A 14,719-nucleotide genomic window follows, 5' to 3' on the forward strand; every position below is an offset into this window, starting at 1 on the left:
CCTGCCCGGCGGTCACAGACTAGCCGCATGCCCGCGAACCTGTCCCCCGTCCTCAAGCAGGCCACGCCCGTCGTGGTGGACCACGCCTCCGGCTCGTGGATCCACGGCACCGACGGTCGCGACTACCTCGACTTCACCACCGGCATCGGCGTGACCTCGACCGGTCACTGCCACCCCGACGTGGTGGCCGCCGCCCAGGCACAGTGCGCCACGATCATCCACGCGCAGTACACGACCGTCATGCACCAGCCGCTGCTCGAGCTCACCGAGAAGCTGGGTGAGCACCTGCCGGCGGGTATCGACTCGGTGTTCTACGCCAACTCCGGTTCGGAGGCGGTCGAGGCCGCGGTGCGCCTGGCGCGCATGGCCACCGGCCGGCAGTACATCGTCACCGTGCAGCGCGGTTTTCACGGGCGCACCGTCGCCGCCGCGAGCCTGACCACCGCCGGCACCAAGTTCTCCGCCGGGTTCGGCCCGCTCATGGCCGGGGTGGCGCAGACCCCCTACCCCGACGCGCTGCGGCTGAAGATGAGCGAGGACGAGGCCGTGGACTACGCCCTCGCCGAGCTCGACTTCCTGCTCGCCACCCGCATCGACCCGCGCGAACTGGCGGGGATCGTGATCGAGCCCGTGCTCGGCGACGGCGGCTACATGGCCGTCCCGCCGCGCTACCTGCAGGGACTGCGCGAGCGCGCCACGGCGCACGGGGCGCTCCTGGTGCTCGACGAGGTGCAGGCGGGCGTGGGACGGACCGGGAAGTTCTGGGGCCATCAGCACACCGAGGGGCTGGTGCCGGACGTCCTCATCACCGCCAAGGGCATCGCCTCGGGCTTTCCCATCTCCGCCATCGCCGCGCCCGAGGAGATCATGGCCAAGGCGTGGCCGGGGTCCCAGGGCGGCACCTACGGCGGCAACGCCGTGGCGGCTGCGGCGGCCGTCGCCACACTCGGGGTGATCGAGCGCGAGGGCCTGGTCGCCAACGCGGCCGAGCGCGGTGCGCAACTGCTGGACGGGCTGCGGCGTAGTCTCGGCGACGTGGGTGAGATCTGCGACATCCGGGGCACCGGGCTCATGCTCGGCGTCGAGTTCGGCGACGCGACCGCGCCCGCCGGCAGCCCCGCCTCGGCCGAGGGCGCGCGCTTGGCCGCCGCCGTCCAGCAGGCCTGCATCGACGAGGACCTGCTCACCCTGACCTGCGGCCCCACCGGCTCGGTCGTGCGGATCATCCCCGCGCTGGTGGTGACCGCCGACGAGGTCGACACGGGCGTCGAGCGCCTGGCCCGCGCCGTCCACCGGGTCGTGGGCCGGTCGTGACGGGCGCGGCGGGGGCCATCACGGCGGGCACGTCCCCGGCGGGGTCCGCCGCGCCCGGCGCCACCCGCGAGGAACTGATCAGCGCCCTCGCCGCCGCGGGCCTTGCGCCCGAGTCCGACGCCCGCCGCCTGGCCGAGTACTCCTACGACGCCTCCAACTACCGCGTCGTCCCCGCGGCCGTGCTGTTCCCGCGCACCGAGGCCGAGGTCGCCGCCGCGCTGGCCGTGTGCCACCGGCTCGGCGTGCCGGCCACCGCCCGCGGCGGGGGGACGTCGATGGCCGGGAACGCGATCGGCGGCGGGCTCGTGCTGGACCTGTCTCGGCACATGCGCAGGGTGCTCGCCGTCGACGACGACGCGGCCGTGCCCACCGTGACCGCCGAGGCCGGGGTCGTGCTCACCGACCTGCGCGCGGCCGTCCACGCCGCCACCGATGAACGCCTGACCTTCGCCCCCGACCCCTCCAGCCAGTCACGGGCCTGCGTCGGCGGCGCGATCGGCAACGACGCCTGTGGCAACCACTCGGTCCGCCACGGCCGCACCGCCGACCACGTGGAGGCCCTACGCCTGGTCACCGCCGACGGGCTGCGCCTCACCGCGACCCGCCGCGGGGTCGAGGCCACCGACCCCGGCGACGCCGCGGCCACCGCCCGCGCCGATCACCTGACCACCGAGCTGCGCGACCTCGCCGCCGACCACCTGGGCGCGATCCGCACCGAGCTCGGGCGCTTCCCGCGGCAGGTCTCGGGCTACCACCTGCGGCACCTACTACCCGAGGAGGGCTTCGACGTGGCCCGTGCGCTCGTGGGCTCGGAGGGCACGTGCGCGGTCGTCACCTCGGCGACGCTGCGGGTCGTGCCCCGAGCCGCGCGGACCGGCCTGCTCGTGGTGGGCTACGCCGACGTGGTGGATGCCGCGCGCGACGTCCCGCTCATCCTCCCCCACCGCCCCACGGCCGTAGAGGGTGTGGACGAGGTGATCGTGGAGACCATGCGCCTGCGGCGCGGCGCCGACTCGGTGGCCGAGCTTCCAGATGGGCGGGCGTGGCTGTTCGTCGAGCTCGACGACGACACCGGGGCGGCCAGTGCAGGCGCGGGCGCGGAGGCCCTCGAGGACCGCATCGCCCGGCTCGCCGAGCAGCTCACCCGGTCCGGGCACGCGACCCGGGTGCTGCAGGTGACCGACCCGGTGGCCCGCGCCGACCTGTGGCGCGTCCGCGAGGACGGCGCCGGGCTCAGCTCCCGGCTGGCCGACCCGGCGACCGGCCGGACCATCGAGTCCTGGCCCGGCTGGGAGGACGCCGCCGTGCCGCCCGAGCGCCTGGCCGACTACCTCGCCGAGTTCCGCGAGCTGCTCGACCGGCACGGGCTCACCGGGGTGATGTACGGGCACTTCGGCGCCGGGTGCATGCACATCCGCATCACTTTCGACCTGCGCACCGAGGCCGGCCGGGCCGTCTTCCGGGCCTTCTGCACCGACGCCGCCCACCTCGCGGTCCGTCACGGCGGGTCCCTGTCCGGCGAGCACGGCGACGGGCGCGCCCGCTCCGAGCTGCTGCCCCTCATGTACTCGCCCGAGATACTGGGCGCCTTCGACCGCTTCGCCCGGATCTGGGACCCCGCCGGCATCCTCGCGCCGGGCGGCCTCAGCGGCACCCGGCCCATGGACTCCGACCTCGCCCTGGACGGCGTGCTTGACCGGAGGCCGCCCCGCGATCTGGGACTGCTGACCTCCGCCGACGGCGCCCACCCGGTCCAGGCCTGCATCGGGGTCGGCCGCTGCCGCACCTCCACCGGCGGCGTCATGTGCCCGTCGTACCGCGCCACCGGCGACGAGAAGGACTCCACCCGCGGACGCTCCCGCGTGCTGCAGGAGGTCGTGCGCGGCACCCTGCCCGTCACCCACCCGGCCGTGGAGGAATCGCTCGATCTCTGCCTGGCCTGCAAGGCCTGCTCCACGGACTGCCCCACCGGCGTGGACATGGCCGCCTTCAAGTACGAGGCCCTGCACCGCCGGTACCGGGGCCGGCTCCGCCCCCGCGTGCATTACTCCCTCGGCCTGCTGCCGGTGTGGCTGCGCGTGACCGGTCGGATCGCCGGGCCGCTCAACGCCGTCCTGTCCACCCGCGCCGGCCGCGCCGCCGCCACGAGGCTGGGCGGGATCGCCGCCGGCCGCGAGCTGCCCCGCTTCGCCTCCGCCGCCGCCCTGCGCGCCGAACTCGACCGCACCCCGGACAGCGTCTGGTCGGTCGACACCGCCGGCGTGGGCCCCTCGACGCGGACCTCCGCCGAGGTAGTGCTGTTCCTCGACTCCTTCACCCGGGGACTGCGGCCCGCCGTCGCCGGCGCCGCCGCCCGCGTCCTCGGCGGATCGCACACCTCCGTCGCGTGCAGCGCCCGCCACTGCTGCGGACTGACCCACGTCACCACCGGCCGCCTCGACGCCGCCCGCCGCACCCTGCGCCGGACCGTGCAGCACCTCGACGGCATCCGCGGACCGGGCGGGGAGGAGATCCCCGTCGTCGTCGTCGAACCCTCCTGCGCCGCCACCCTCCGTGGCGACCTCCCGACACTCCTCGGCGACACCGACGATCCCGACGACCCCGACGCGGCGGCCGCCCGGCGCGTGGCCGCGCGCGTGCGCTCCGCCGCCGAGCACCTGGGCCACCTCGCCGCCGAGGGTCGCGCCCCCGACTGGCCCGGCGGCGCCCCCGACCGCGTCACGGTCCAGACCCACTGCCACGAGTACGCCACCTTCGGCAACCGGATCCAGCGCGCCACCCTCACCTCGCTGGGCGTGGGCTCGGTGCGCGAGGCCACCGGCTGCTGCGGCGTCGCCGGGGACTTCGGGTTCACCGCCGGGCACGAGGACGTCGCCGACGCCGTCGCCGAGCAGGCCCTGGCCCCCGCCCTGCGCGCCGACCCCGACGCGCCCGTGCTCACCGACGGGTTCTCGTGCACCGCCCAGGTCGACCACCTCGCCGCGCGCGACCCGGACGTCGGCCGTCGCGCCGGGCGCCACCTGTTCGAACTGCTCGATCCCGACCCCGCTCCCGATCCCGCCCCCAGGAGGAAGCCATGACCCGCTCCGTCACCGACCTCGTCGCCGCGCTCGGCACCGGTATCCACATCGACGGCCAGTGGCGCGACGCCGCCTCCGGCGCGACCTTCGACGTGCTCAACCCGGCCACCGGCGAGCGCGTGGCCACCCTCGCCGACGGCGCCGCCGCCGATGCCGACGAGGCGATCCGGGTCGCCGGCCGGACCCAGGCCTCGTGGGCCGCGGTGCCCGCCCGCGACCGCGCCGAGATCCTGCGGCGGGCCTACGAGCTGCTCATCGACCGCGCCGACGAGCTGGCGCTGCTCATGACCACCGAGATGGGCAAGCCCCTGGCCGAGGCGCGCGGCGAGGTGACCTACGGCGCCGAGTTCTTCCGCTGGTTCTCCGAGGAGGCCTGCCGCATCTCCGGCGACGCCCGCCGATCCCCCGACGGCAGCACCCGGCTGATGGTCACCTCCGAGCCCGTGGGGCCGTGCATCCTCATCACCCCGTGGAACTTCCCGCTGGCCATGGCCACCCGCAAGATCGGGCCGGCGATCGCCGCCGGCTGCACCATGGTGTTCAAGCCCGCCAACCTCACACCACTGACCTCGCTGTACGTGATCGATCTGCTGCGCGAGGCCGGGCTGCCCGACGGCGTTCTCAACGTCGTGTGCACCACCTCCCCCGGCGACGTGGTGGAGCCGTGGATCGACTCCGGCATCGCCCGCAAGCTCTCCTTCACCGGCTCCACCCCCGTCGGCAGAACCCTGCTCGAGCAGTGCGCACGCGGGGTGCTGCGCACGTCCATGGAGCTGGGCGGCAACGCTCCGTTCGTCGTGTGCGAGGACGCGGATATGGACACCGCTGTCGCCGCCGCCATGGCCGCCAAGATGCGCAACATGGGTGAGGCGTGCACGTCCGCCAACCGGATTCTGGTGCACCGCTCGGTGATCGACGAGTTCGGGCGGCGCCTCACCGAGAAGATGGGCGCGCTCACCGTCGGCAACGGTGTCGAGGACGGCGTGGACGTCGGTCCGCTGGTCGAGGAGAAGGCCGTCGCCAAGGTCGCGGGTCTGGTCGACGACGCCGTCTCGCGGGGCGCCGAGGTTCTGACCGGCGGCAATCGCGGAGACGGGCCGGGGTTTTTCTACCCGCCCACCGTGATCACCGGGGTCTCGCCCGAGTCCGAACTGATGACGACCGAGATCTTCGGCCCCGTCGCCGCACTGATCCCCTTCGACACCGACGATGAGGCCGTCGAGCTGGCCAACGACACCGAGTTCGGGCTGGTCTCGTACGTCATGACCGAGAATCTCGACCGCGCGATGACGATGTCCGAGCGGCTGCAGGCGGGGATGGTCGGCGTCAACGTCGGCGTGGTCTCCAACCCGGCGGCGCCGTTCGGCGGCATCAAGCAGTCGGGGTTGGGTCGCGAGGGCGGGACGACCGGGATCGAGGAGTTCCTCGAGACCAAGCTCGTCGCGATCCCGGTGCGCTGACGCGGGGCCGGCGCCCGCCGCGTCGGCCGCGGGGTCAGCCGGTGCGGACCCGGCCAGCCAGACGGTGACGTTCGATCTCGGTCAGGCCGCCCCAGACGCCATATAACTCACCGTTGGCCACGGCATGCTCGCGACACTCGGCCAGGACAGGGCAGCCGGCACAGATCTTCTTGGCGACTGCCTCCTTCCGGCGGCGCACCCGCTTGGGCTCGTCCTCGGAGTTGTAGAACAGATCCGGCAACTCCTGACAATGCCCGTGATCTGTCCATTCCCATCGTTCGTCGATCCGGCGGATCCCCGTCGGCGGTGTCATCCAGGCCATCTCCTCCGTTGCGAGATCAACCTTCTGCCAGAGTGGCGGGCCCCCGGCACACCCCCAGGGGTGTGATCGACGGCCGGCCGGGCAGGCCACGGCACGCCCCCGGAAATGCGCATGCCGTGCGCTGCTACCTTTGCCCCATGCCGGTCAGCGTGTGCGTTATCGACGACTACGACATCGTGGTGGCCGGCGTGCGCGCGCTGTTGGCCCCGTTCGCCGAACGGGTGCTGGTCGTGGAGACACAACTGCGGACGAATCCCGACCTCGCCGTTGACGTGGCGTTGTTCGACACGTTCGCCGCTCCCCTGGACTGGCAGGCGCAGCTGACAGAACTGGCTGCGGACTCACGGGTAGGCGCCGTGGCCGTCTACTCGTTCATGACCGACCCGAGGGCCGTGGAGGACTCACTTGCCGCGGGCGCCGGCGGCTTCCTGGCCAAGTCACTTCCCGCCGAGGCGCTCGTCGAGGGGATCGAGGCGATCGCCGGCGGGCATCGCGTGGTGGACCTCGGCGCGCGGGACGGTGGCGTCGCCGGCGATCACTGGCCCGCCGAAGGCGTGGGCCTGAGCCCCCGCGAGGCCGAGATGCTCTCACTCATCGTGCGGGGCTACTCCAACGAGGAGATCGCCCGGTCGCGCTACCTCTCGCCCAACACCGTAAAGTCGTACATCCGTGAGGCCTACCGGAAAATCGGGGTCACCACGCGGGCACAGGCCGTGGCGTGGGGGATGCGGAACGGGCTCGAGCCCTCGCACTGACCCCGGGCAGGAGCCCGGCTGGCAGTCCCCGCCCGCACGCCCCGAGCCGGGGCATTGGCCTGTCGAAATTCCTCCGGTGGCGAACGCGCTCCTCGCGCGTAGTGCCCACGTCGTCGTATCGAGCAATCCCGCCCAGCGGGATTGACAGTGACTCGCGTCACGACATAGTCTTTCCACGTCCCGTTTGCTACGTATATGCGTAGTGGGTTCCCTAGTTAAGGATTCTCATGAGACGCCCCCTCGTCCGATCCGCGGTACAGCCCGGCGGACCACAGCCCGTCGCGCGGCGTCGACGGTCGCCGGGCCGAGCAGGTCTTCCGCGGCGCGTTCCCGTACGTGATCGCCATGCTGGCGGTCGCCCTGCTGTTCCTCATATTCCCCGGCATCGTGCTCTGGATCCCGGAGACAATGTGACCTGAGCCGACCCGACCGACCCACTCCGACACCCACTCCAACCCTCCCCTGCAAAGGAATGACGATGACAGAGAACACCTCCGATGATGCGCTGCTGATCGACCGCGCCGATCACATCGAGACCTGGACCATCAACCTGCCGGACGCTCGCAATCCCATCTCTGACGACCGTGTGATCGAGGCGCTCGTCCACCGGGTGTTCGTCGTCAACGCCGACCCCGACGTGCGTGCCGTCATCCTCACCGGCGCCGGTTCCGCATTCTCCGCGGGCGGCAACGTCAAGCACATGGTCGACCGCAGCGGAATGTTCGGGGGGAGCCCCTACGAGGTGCGCGGCGGCTACCGCGACGGCATCCAGCGAATCCCGCGCGCGCTCTACCACTGTGAGGTACCCGTGATCGCCGCAGTGAACGGCCCGGCCGTCGGCGCGGGCTGCGATCTCACCCTCATGTGTGACCTCCGGGTGGCGTCGAGCAGGGCGTGGTTCGCCGAGAGCTTCGTCCAGCTGGGCATCATCCCCGGCGACGGCGGCGCGTGGCTGCTGACCAAGGCCGTGGGCCCTGCCCGCGCGGCCGAGATGGCACTGACCGGCGACCGCGTGGACGCCGCGACCGCGCTCGACTGGGGGCTGGTCTCCCGGGTCGTCGAGCCCGAGGAACTGATGGGCGCGGCCCGTGAGCTGGCCGCGCGAGTGGCCAAGAACCCGCCGCACTCGGTCCGGATGGCCAAGAAACTCCTCCGCGAATCCCAGCACCAATCCCTGGAGTCCCTCCTCGAGCTCTCCGCGGCCATGCAGGCTCTGGCCCACCACACTGCGGACCACCGCGAGGCGCTCGCCGCGTTCGGCGAAAAGCGACCGGGGAACTACGAGGGGCGCTGACCGCGCGCGGTCAGTCGAGCTGCCAGGTGGCGACGTGGCGGCCGAGGATCTCCACCAGGTCGTCACGTCGCTCATCGATCTCGGCACGGGAACCGATGACGCCCACCGCGGCGATCGTGCAGCCCCGCTCGGTCACCGCGACCGACACGCCGTCAGCGCCCTTCTCGGCGGCGTGCGGTGCGGCGCAGATCCCGGTCTCTCGGATCTCCGAGAGCGCCTCGAGAAAAGCCTCGACACGGCTGGAATCCCCCTCCGGGCGGGCATTGAGGTAGGCCCAGAGGTCCCGGTTCTCCCGCGCCGCGAGCAGAACCCACCCGGCCGACGTCCGGAGCAACGAGCGCCGCAGGCGGTTCTCGGCGAGGTAGGCGAACGCGGGGTCGGACGAGACGTGATCGACATAGAAGAGGTCGTCGCCCACCGCGGCGGAGAGCACGGTGACCATCCCGGTCTCCTTGTTGATCGCCTCGAGCGCCTCATGGGGCACCTGCGTTACGGGAGGGCGACCCGCGATCACGTTGAGCAGGTACGGCGCCATCCCGAGGGTGTAGACCCGGTCCCGCTCATCCAGGTACCCGGTGGCCACCAGACCGTTGACGAGTCCCTGTGTGGAACTGACCGGCGCGCCGAGCGCCTTGGCGATCGCCGTGAGCGTCATTCCGGATCCGGACCGGGCGACCGCCTCGAGGATCGACGCCACCCTGTCGACCATCCGATGTCGTGGCCGTTCCGGGATCTGGGCATCGAGCCCAGCAGTGGTGGTCATGGGTGCGAGCCTACCAAGCCGGAACCCGTAGTTACTTAAATCCGTAATAACATGCTGTATTGCGTAATAGTGTGAATGGTGCCATAGTGACATCACGCGGCCACAGCAGCCCTCACCAGCAGGAGAACCGATGAGTACCACCTTTGCTCCGCCCACGACCGTGGAGACCCCGCAGACGCGGGAACTCCGCGGTCAGGTGCGGGAGTTCCTCGCCAGCGAGATCGCCGCGGGCGCTTTCACCCCGTGGATCGACACGTGGCTCACCCGATGGGACGAGGCGTTCACCCGGCGCCTGGCCGATCGCGGGTGGGTCGGAATGACGATCCCCGAGGAGTACGGCGGACGTGGCCGCACACACCTCGAGCGCTTCGTCATCACCGAAGAGCTCCTCGCCGTGGGCGCCCCGGTCGCGGCCCAGTGGGTGGCCGACCGTCAGATCGCTCCGTCTCTCCTGCGGTACGGCACCGAGGAGCAGAAGCAGGAGTTCCTGCCGCGCATCGCGGCCGGAGACTGCTGCTTCGGGATCGGCATGAGCGAGCCCGACTCCGGCTCCGACCTCGCGAGCGTGCGCACCCGGGGCGTGCGCGTCGACGGCGGCTGGACCATCACCGGGACCAAGGTGTGGACGTCCGGCGCCCAGCACGCGGAGGCGTTCATCGCACTGGCCCGCACCGAACCCCTCGACACGAGCAACCGGCACGCCGGCCTGAGCCAGTTCATCGTCGACCTCCGCGCCGAGGGCGTCACCATCCGCCCCATCGTCTCGCTGTCCGGAGACCATCACTTCAACGAGGTCATCCTCGACGAGGTCTTTGTCCCCGATTCCCGCGTGTTCGGGACCCCGGGCAACGGCTGGGAGCAGGTCAACGGCGAGCTCGCCTTCGAACGCAGCGGACCCGAGCGGTTCCTGTCCTCGTTCCGACTCCTCGCCGCGGAGATCGGTGCGATCAACACCGGCAGGGTCCCTGAACGGACCGACCTCGGCCGATCCGTCGCGCGGATGGCCGGCCTCCACGCCCTGAGCCAGAACATCGCGGGAGCCCTGCAGCGGGGCGAGCAGGCCGACACCGCGGCGGCCCTGGTCAAACTGCTCGGCACCGCGACCGAGGGGGACCTCGTCGACGCGGTCTCCGCCGGGCTCGGCGACGAGACGCCCTCGGCGCCCGGAGAATTCGATGCCCTCCTGCGTGCAGGACTACACCAACGCCCGGGCTTCACGCTCCGGGGCGGAACCAACGAGATCCTGCGCGGCGTGATCGCGCGGGGACTGGGGATGCGCTGATGACCACGTCGAACACCACCGGGATCAACCTCGGAGTCGACCCCGACCTGCAGAGCCTCATGGACGACCTCGTCTCCGGGTTCTCCGGCCCCGACGTCGAGCCCGACCCGGATACGGTGTGGGCCACGCTGACCGAGGTCGGCCTCGCCCGACTCACCGCGCCGGAGGAATCCGGAGGCAGCGGCGCGGGCTGGACCGCGGCCGCGGCCCTCCTGCGGACGCTCGCGGCCGCCGGTGTGGCCGTCCCATTCGCCGAGACCGACCTGCTCGCCGGCCCCCTCCGCCGCGCTGCCGGCCTGGACGACTCGTCCGGGCAGACCGCGACAGTCGCCGTCCTCGGGTCCGACGGCACGGCGCACCGCGTGCCCTGGGCCGGCGCCACCGCGACCGTCCTGTGCGTCCGGCGGGCAGCTGACGGCTACGAGGTCGCCGACGTGGCGACCGACCACCTCGTCGTCGTCACAACCGAGGGCATCTCCGCAGTCCCCACCGGCACCGTGACCGCCGACGGCGACCACCAGTGGGTTCCGATCCCCGCCTCGGCGGTCCAGACCCACGTCCTGCGCGGTGCCCTCGCCCGCGCCCTCCAGTGCGTCGGCGCGATGGACGGGATGCTCGCCTCGTCGATCGCCCACACCACCGAGCGGAACCAGTTCGGTCGGGCCCTGGCGAAGTTCCAGTCCGTGCAGAACATGGTCGTGGACATCGCCGCCGAGTCCGTCCTGTCCCGCGCCGCCGTGGATACCGCGCTCGTCGACGCCCTGACCGAGGACCTCGCCGGCGAGCAGTCCGGATTCCGCGTGGCCGTGGCCCGGAGCGTCGTCTCACAGGCGCTGGGCGTCGCCGTGCGCAACGCGCACCAGGTCCACGGCGCGATCGGCACGACGCACGAACACACCCTGCACCGGCTCACCCTCCCCGCGCTCCAGTGGCGGTCGGAGTTCGGTTCGGCCGCGTTCTGGGAGGGGTTCCTCAGCCGTGCCGCCGTCGCAGGTGGGATGGACGGAGCCTGGCCGATGATCGTCGAGGGCGCCCCCGTCGACGGGACCGGCTCGGCATGGCTCGACGCTGTGACCGGCGCCTAGGCCGATCCGTGACCGCTCCGCTCACCCGACTGTTCGTCGCCGTCGTTCTGATCAACGGCGCGTACGACGCCGTGCGCGTGGCGGTCTCGTACCGGGTGCTCGCACTCGGCGGCGACGCCGCCCAGGTGGGCCTGGTCGCCGCCACATTCGCGGCGCTTCCGATGCTCGTCGCCCTACAGTTCGGGCGGCTCGTCGACCGGCGCGGCAGCTGGGGCGTCCTCGCCGTCGGTACGACGGTGTCCGCGACGGCTGTTGCCCTGACCGCGGTGTCGCCCTCCATCCCCGTGTTGGCCGCCGCCAACGCGGGGATCGGGCTGGGTCAGGTCATGACCCTCATCGCCGCGCAGGGGTTCGTCATGGAGCTCACCACCCGCGACCGGCACGTCAACGGCTTCGCGATGTTCACTCTCGCCGTCTCGGTCGGCCAGGCGGTGGGCACACCGGTCATGGGCGTCCTGCTCCAGGCCGGCCGCACCGGCGAGCACGCGGAGACCGGCCCGGCGCTGTGGGTCATGGCGACGGCGATCGTCATCTCGCTGCCGTTCGCGCTCACCCTCCCGCGGTTCACGCCCACGGCGTCCACCACGGAGCGACCCCGGGCCACGTCGATCGCGCTGCTGCGTCGGAAGGGCATGGCACCGTCGATCTACGCCGCACTGATCGTGGTGACGGGCTTCGACCTCATCACGGCGTACATGCCCGTGCTGGGTGGGTCCGTCGGACTGACACCGCTCGTGGTACCGCTGCTCGTGGCGACGCGCTCGGTGTTCTCCATGATCTCCCGCGCGGCCACACCGTGGGCACTGCGACGGTGGTCCCAGCGCGCGATCCTCATCGCCTCCCCCGTCGTGACGACCCCGGCCGTGGTCGTGCTCGGCCTCGCCGACACCGCAGCGACGATGTTCGCCTGCCTCGCCGTGATCGGGTTCTTCTGGGGCATGAACCAACCGGTCACCATGTACTGGGTGACCGCGGCCGCGCCGCCCGGAGAACGCGCCGCGGCGCTGTCGTTGCGACTGACCGGCAACCGGGCCGCCCAGGTACTCGTCCCCCTCGCCGCCGGCGCGATCGCCGGGGTCGCCGGACCGGGCAGCGTCTTCCTCCTCTCCGGCGCGCTCACCGCCGCCTCGGCGGTCAGCACGAGCGTCTCCCTCCGTCGACACCCGTTCGACGAGCTCGGCCGGGTCGGCGCTAAGCCGACCCGACGCCCACCCGATCCCCGTGGCCACGCCACACCGAACAACACCGAACCACACCAGGAGTGACAGATGACCGACCACACCGACATCACGAAACGCACCGGCGCCCTCACCGACCTGCGGGTAGTGGACCTCTCCCGCGTCCTGGCGGGGCCGCTCTGCGGGCAGATGCTCGCCGACCACGGCGCGGACGTGATCAAGGTCGAACCCCCCGCCGGCGACGACACCCGGTGGTGGGGCCCGCCCTTCGTCAAACCGGGCCACAGCGCCTACTTCGACGGACTCAATCGCAACAAGCGCAACATCAGCGTGGACCTGCGCACCGACGACGGACAGGCGCTCCTGCGCCGAATGCTGGCCGAGGCCGACGTCGTGATCGAGAACTTCAAGGCCGGCACCCTCGACCGATGGGGACTGTCCGACGAGGTACTCGCGAAGGAGTTCCCCCGGCTGATCCACTGCCGGATCACCGGGTACGGCGTCGACGGCCCTCTCGGTGGCGCGCCCGGGTACGACGCCGTCCTCCAGGCGCTGTCCGGCCTGATGAGCATCAACGGTGAGGCCGACGGCCCCGAGATGCGGGTCGGCATCCCCCTGGTCGACATCGTCACCAGCCTCAACGCGATGTCGGGCATCCTCATGGCCGTGCATGCCCGGGAGAAGTCCGGCCGGGGCCAGCTGGTCGATCTCGCGCTGCTGGACAGCGCCGTCTCGATTCTCCACCCGCATGTCGGCAAATGGTTTGCCACCGGCGAGACGCCGCCACGCACCGGCGTGGCGCACCCGACGATCTGCCCGTACGAGACCTTCCAGTGCGCGGACGGCCCGTTCTTCCTCGGTGTAGGCAATGACTCGCAGTTCCGCTCACTCGTTTCCGCCCTGGGCGTCGGTCACCTCATCGAGGACCCGCGGTTCACGACCAATGCCGAGCGGCTCGCCCATTCGGCGGAGCTTCGCGAGCTGCTCAGCGCGATCGTCGGTGAGTGGGACCGCGACAAGCTGTCGGATCTGTGTCGCTCCGCCGGGGTGCCGGCAGGGGCGGTCAACACCGTCGGAGAGGCGATGTCGCTGCCCCAGGTCCTCCACCGCGAGATGGTGGTCGAGCGCGACGGCTACCGCAGCGTGGGCATCCCGGTGAAACTCGAGCACACCCCGGGCGCCGTCCGGTTTGGGCCCCGCGACCGCGGCGCCGACACCGCAGAGGTGCTCGCCGAGCTCGGCATCACCGAGGAGCAGGCGGACGGGTTGCGCGCCGCGGGTGTCCTGCCGGCCTGACGTCTCCGCTCACATCCGCTACCGTGCGGCCGGATTCGCTACCCGAATAGGGGTAGCGGATCCGCAGGCGGAGTAGCGGATTCGAGGCGAGGCCGGCGCGGGCGGGGCGGGGCGGCTCAGCGACCCAGTACCGCTCCGAGGAAACGCTTGGTGCGCTCGTGCTCCGGGGAGTCGAAGAACTGATCTGGCGGTGCGACCTCCACGGCGACGCCCTCGTCGAACATCACCACGCGGTCGGAGATCTCCCGGGCGAAGTTCATCTCGTGGGTCACCATGAGCATCGTCATGGACGAGTCGTTGGCCAAGTCGCGGATCACTTTGAGCACCTCCCCCACCAACTCGGGGTCCAGCGCGGAGGTGGGCTCGTCGAAGAGCATGATGTCCGGCTTGGTGGCCATGGCACGGGCGATCGCCACGCGCTGCTGCTGACCGCCCGAGAGCTGGGGTGGCTTCTTGGTGAAGTGATCCGCCAGCCCCACCAGGCCGAGGAGTTCCTCCGCCTCCTTCCGTGCGGTGGCCTTGTCCTTCCCGAGGACGTGGACCGGCGCCTCCATGACGTTCTCGATCGCCGTCATGTGCGGGAACAGGTTGAACTGCTGGAACACCATGCCGATCCGGCTGCGGATCTCGCGCAACTGCTTGGTCTCGCGGGGCCGCTTCCGGGCCCCGTCGGTGTTCCACAGCTCCTGTCCCTCGATGAGCACGCGGCCGCTGGTGGGAAACTCCAGCGTCATGATCACGCGCAGGATCGTGGTCTTGCCCGAGCCAGAGGGGCCGATGATCGAGATCTTGTCGCCCTTGTCCACGGAGAAGTCGAGCTCGCGGAGGACGTGGTTGTCTCCCCAGTTCTTGCTCACCTTCTCGAACCGGACCATCGGTTCCCCGGTGTG

At 71.6% G+C, this 14,719-nt stretch carries 12 protein-coding genes; 9 read left to right on the forward strand and 3 right to left on the reverse strand.

Features of this window, described 5'->3' with window-relative positions:
• The first annotated feature begins 27 nt into the window (after window positions 1-27).
• The 3 genes from OPF83_RS07775 to OPF83_RS07785 are packed head-to-tail and all read left to right on the forward strand — an operon-like array spanning window position 28 to window position 5,854.
• Window positions 28-1,314, forward strand: a complete 1,287-nt coding sequence (locus OPF83_RS07775) for an aspartate aminotransferase family protein (protein ID WP_264886778.1) — start codon at window positions 28-30, stop codon at window positions 1,312-1,314.
• A 17-nt stretch (window positions 1,315-1,331) separates the two neighbouring features.
• Window positions 1,332-4,394, forward strand: a complete 3,063-nt coding sequence (locus tag OPF83_RS07780) for an FAD-binding and (Fe-S)-binding domain-containing protein (RefSeq protein WP_375546232.1) — start codon at window positions 1,332-1,334, stop codon at window positions 4,392-4,394.
• Complete coding sequence (locus OPF83_RS07785) at window positions 4,391-5,854, forward strand: NAD-dependent succinate-semialdehyde dehydrogenase (RefSeq protein WP_264886779.1); 1,464 nt, start codon at window positions 4,391-4,393, stop codon at window positions 5,852-5,854. The genes OPF83_RS07780 and OPF83_RS07785 overlap by 4 nt, the downstream gene beginning before the upstream one ends.
• Window positions 5,855-5,888: 34 nt before the next feature.
• Here OPF83_RS07785 and OPF83_RS07790 read toward each other — a convergent pair whose 3' ends face one another.
• Window positions 5,889-6,167: a WhiB family transcriptional regulator gene (locus tag OPF83_RS07790; protein WP_264886780.1), complete on the reverse strand. Its 279-nt coding sequence runs from the start codon at window positions 6,165-6,167 to the stop codon at window positions 5,889-5,891.
• Window positions 6,168-6,313: 146 nt separating this feature from the next.
• Here OPF83_RS07790 and OPF83_RS07795 point away from each other — a divergent pair, with 146 nt between their 5' ends.
• Both OPF83_RS07795 and OPF83_RS07800 read left to right on the forward strand, forming a co-directional pair.
• Window positions 6,314-6,931 (forward strand): response regulator transcription factor, encoded by a 618-nt coding sequence (locus tag OPF83_RS07795; protein WP_264886782.1) that lies wholly within the window; start codon window positions 6,314-6,316, stop codon window positions 6,929-6,931.
• Between the two features lie 478 nt (window positions 6,932-7,409).
• Entirely contained in the window at window positions 7,410-8,225 is an 816-nt protein-coding gene (locus tag OPF83_RS07800) for a crotonase/enoyl-CoA hydratase family protein (RefSeq protein ID WP_264886784.1), read from the forward strand.
• 10 nt (window positions 8,226-8,235) lie between these two features.
• Here the strand turns inward: OPF83_RS07800 and OPF83_RS07805 are convergent, their stop codons facing one another.
• Window positions 8,236-8,988: an IclR family transcriptional regulator gene (locus OPF83_RS07805; RefSeq protein WP_264886785.1), complete on the reverse strand. Its 753-nt coding sequence runs from the start codon at window positions 8,986-8,988 to the stop codon at window positions 8,236-8,238.
• A gap of 130 nt (window positions 8,989-9,118) precedes the next feature.
• Between OPF83_RS07805 and OPF83_RS07810 the strand changes: the two genes are divergently transcribed.
• The 4 genes from OPF83_RS07810 to OPF83_RS07825 are packed head-to-tail and all read left to right on the forward strand — an operon-like array spanning window position 9,119 to window position 13,829.
• Entirely contained in the window at window positions 9,119-10,270 is a 1,152-nt protein-coding gene (locus tag OPF83_RS07810) for an acyl-CoA dehydrogenase family protein (protein ID WP_264886786.1), read from the forward strand.
• The gene (locus tag OPF83_RS07815; RefSeq protein ID WP_264886788.1) at window positions 10,270-11,355 is read left to right on the forward strand and encodes an acyl-CoA dehydrogenase family protein; all 1,086 of its coding nucleotides are present in this window, start codon (window positions 10,270-10,272) and stop codon (window positions 11,353-11,355) included. Before OPF83_RS07810 ends, OPF83_RS07815 begins: the two co-directional genes overlap by 1 nt.
• 8 nt (window positions 11,356-11,363) lie before the next feature.
• Entirely contained in the window at window positions 11,364-12,620 is a 1,257-nt protein-coding gene (locus tag OPF83_RS07820) for an MFS transporter (RefSeq protein WP_264886789.1), read from the forward strand.
• Window positions 12,621-12,623: 3 nt separating this feature from the next.
• On the forward strand, window positions 12,624-13,829 hold the full coding sequence (locus tag OPF83_RS07825) for a CaiB/BaiF CoA-transferase family protein (RefSeq protein WP_264886791.1): 1,206 nt from the start codon (window positions 12,624-12,626) through the stop codon (window positions 13,827-13,829).
• 116 nt (window positions 13,830-13,945) lie between these two features.
• On the opposite strand, the gene OPF83_RS07830 is transcribed toward OPF83_RS07825, so the two are convergent.
• Complete coding sequence (locus tag OPF83_RS07830; protein ID WP_264886866.1) at window positions 13,946-14,704, reverse strand: amino acid ABC transporter ATP-binding protein; 759 nt, start codon at window positions 14,702-14,704, stop codon at window positions 13,946-13,948.
• Between the last annotated feature and the right edge of the window lie 15 nt (window positions 14,705-14,719).

It is taken from the genome of Dietzia sp. NCCP-2495 (assembly GCF_026011735.1).
Taxonomy (GTDB): domain Bacteria; phylum Actinomycetota; class Actinomycetes; order Mycobacteriales; family Mycobacteriaceae; genus Dietzia.

Bases quoted from the DNA above. Each gene is read 5' to 3' on its own strand.
- OPF83_RS07775 (WP_264886778.1), top strand. From the start codon at position 28: ATGCCCGCGAACCTGTCCCCCGTCCTCAAGCAGGCCACGCCCGTCGTG.
- OPF83_RS07785 (WP_264886779.1), top strand. From the start codon at position 4,391: ATGACCCGCTCCGTCACCGACCTCGTCGCCGCGCTCGGCACCGGTATC.
- OPF83_RS07790 (WP_264886780.1), bottom strand. From the start codon at position 6,167: ATGACACCGCCGACGGGGATCCGCCGGATCGACGAACGATGGGAATGG.
- OPF83_RS07795 (WP_264886782.1), top strand. From the start codon at position 6,314: ATGCCGGTCAGCGTGTGCGTTATCGACGACTACGACATCGTGGTGGCC.
- OPF83_RS07800 (WP_264886784.1), top strand. From the start codon at position 7,410: ATGACAGAGAACACCTCCGATGATGCGCTGCTGATCGACCGCGCCGAT.
- OPF83_RS07805 (WP_264886785.1), bottom strand. From the start codon at position 8,988: ATGACCACCACTGCTGGGCTCGATGCCCAGATCCCGGAACGGCCACGA.
- OPF83_RS07810 (WP_264886786.1), top strand. From the start codon at position 9,119: ATGAGTACCACCTTTGCTCCGCCCACGACCGTGGAGACCCCGCAGACG.
- OPF83_RS07815 (WP_264886788.1), top strand. From the start codon at position 10,270: ATGACCACGTCGAACACCACCGGGATCAACCTCGGAGTCGACCCCGAC.
- OPF83_RS07825 (WP_264886791.1), top strand. From the start codon at position 12,624: ATGACCGACCACACCGACATCACGAAACGCACCGGCGCCCTCACCGAC.
- OPF83_RS07830 (WP_264886866.1), bottom strand. From the start codon at position 14,704: ATGGTCCGGTTCGAGAAGGTGAGCAAGAACTGGGGAGACAACCACGTC.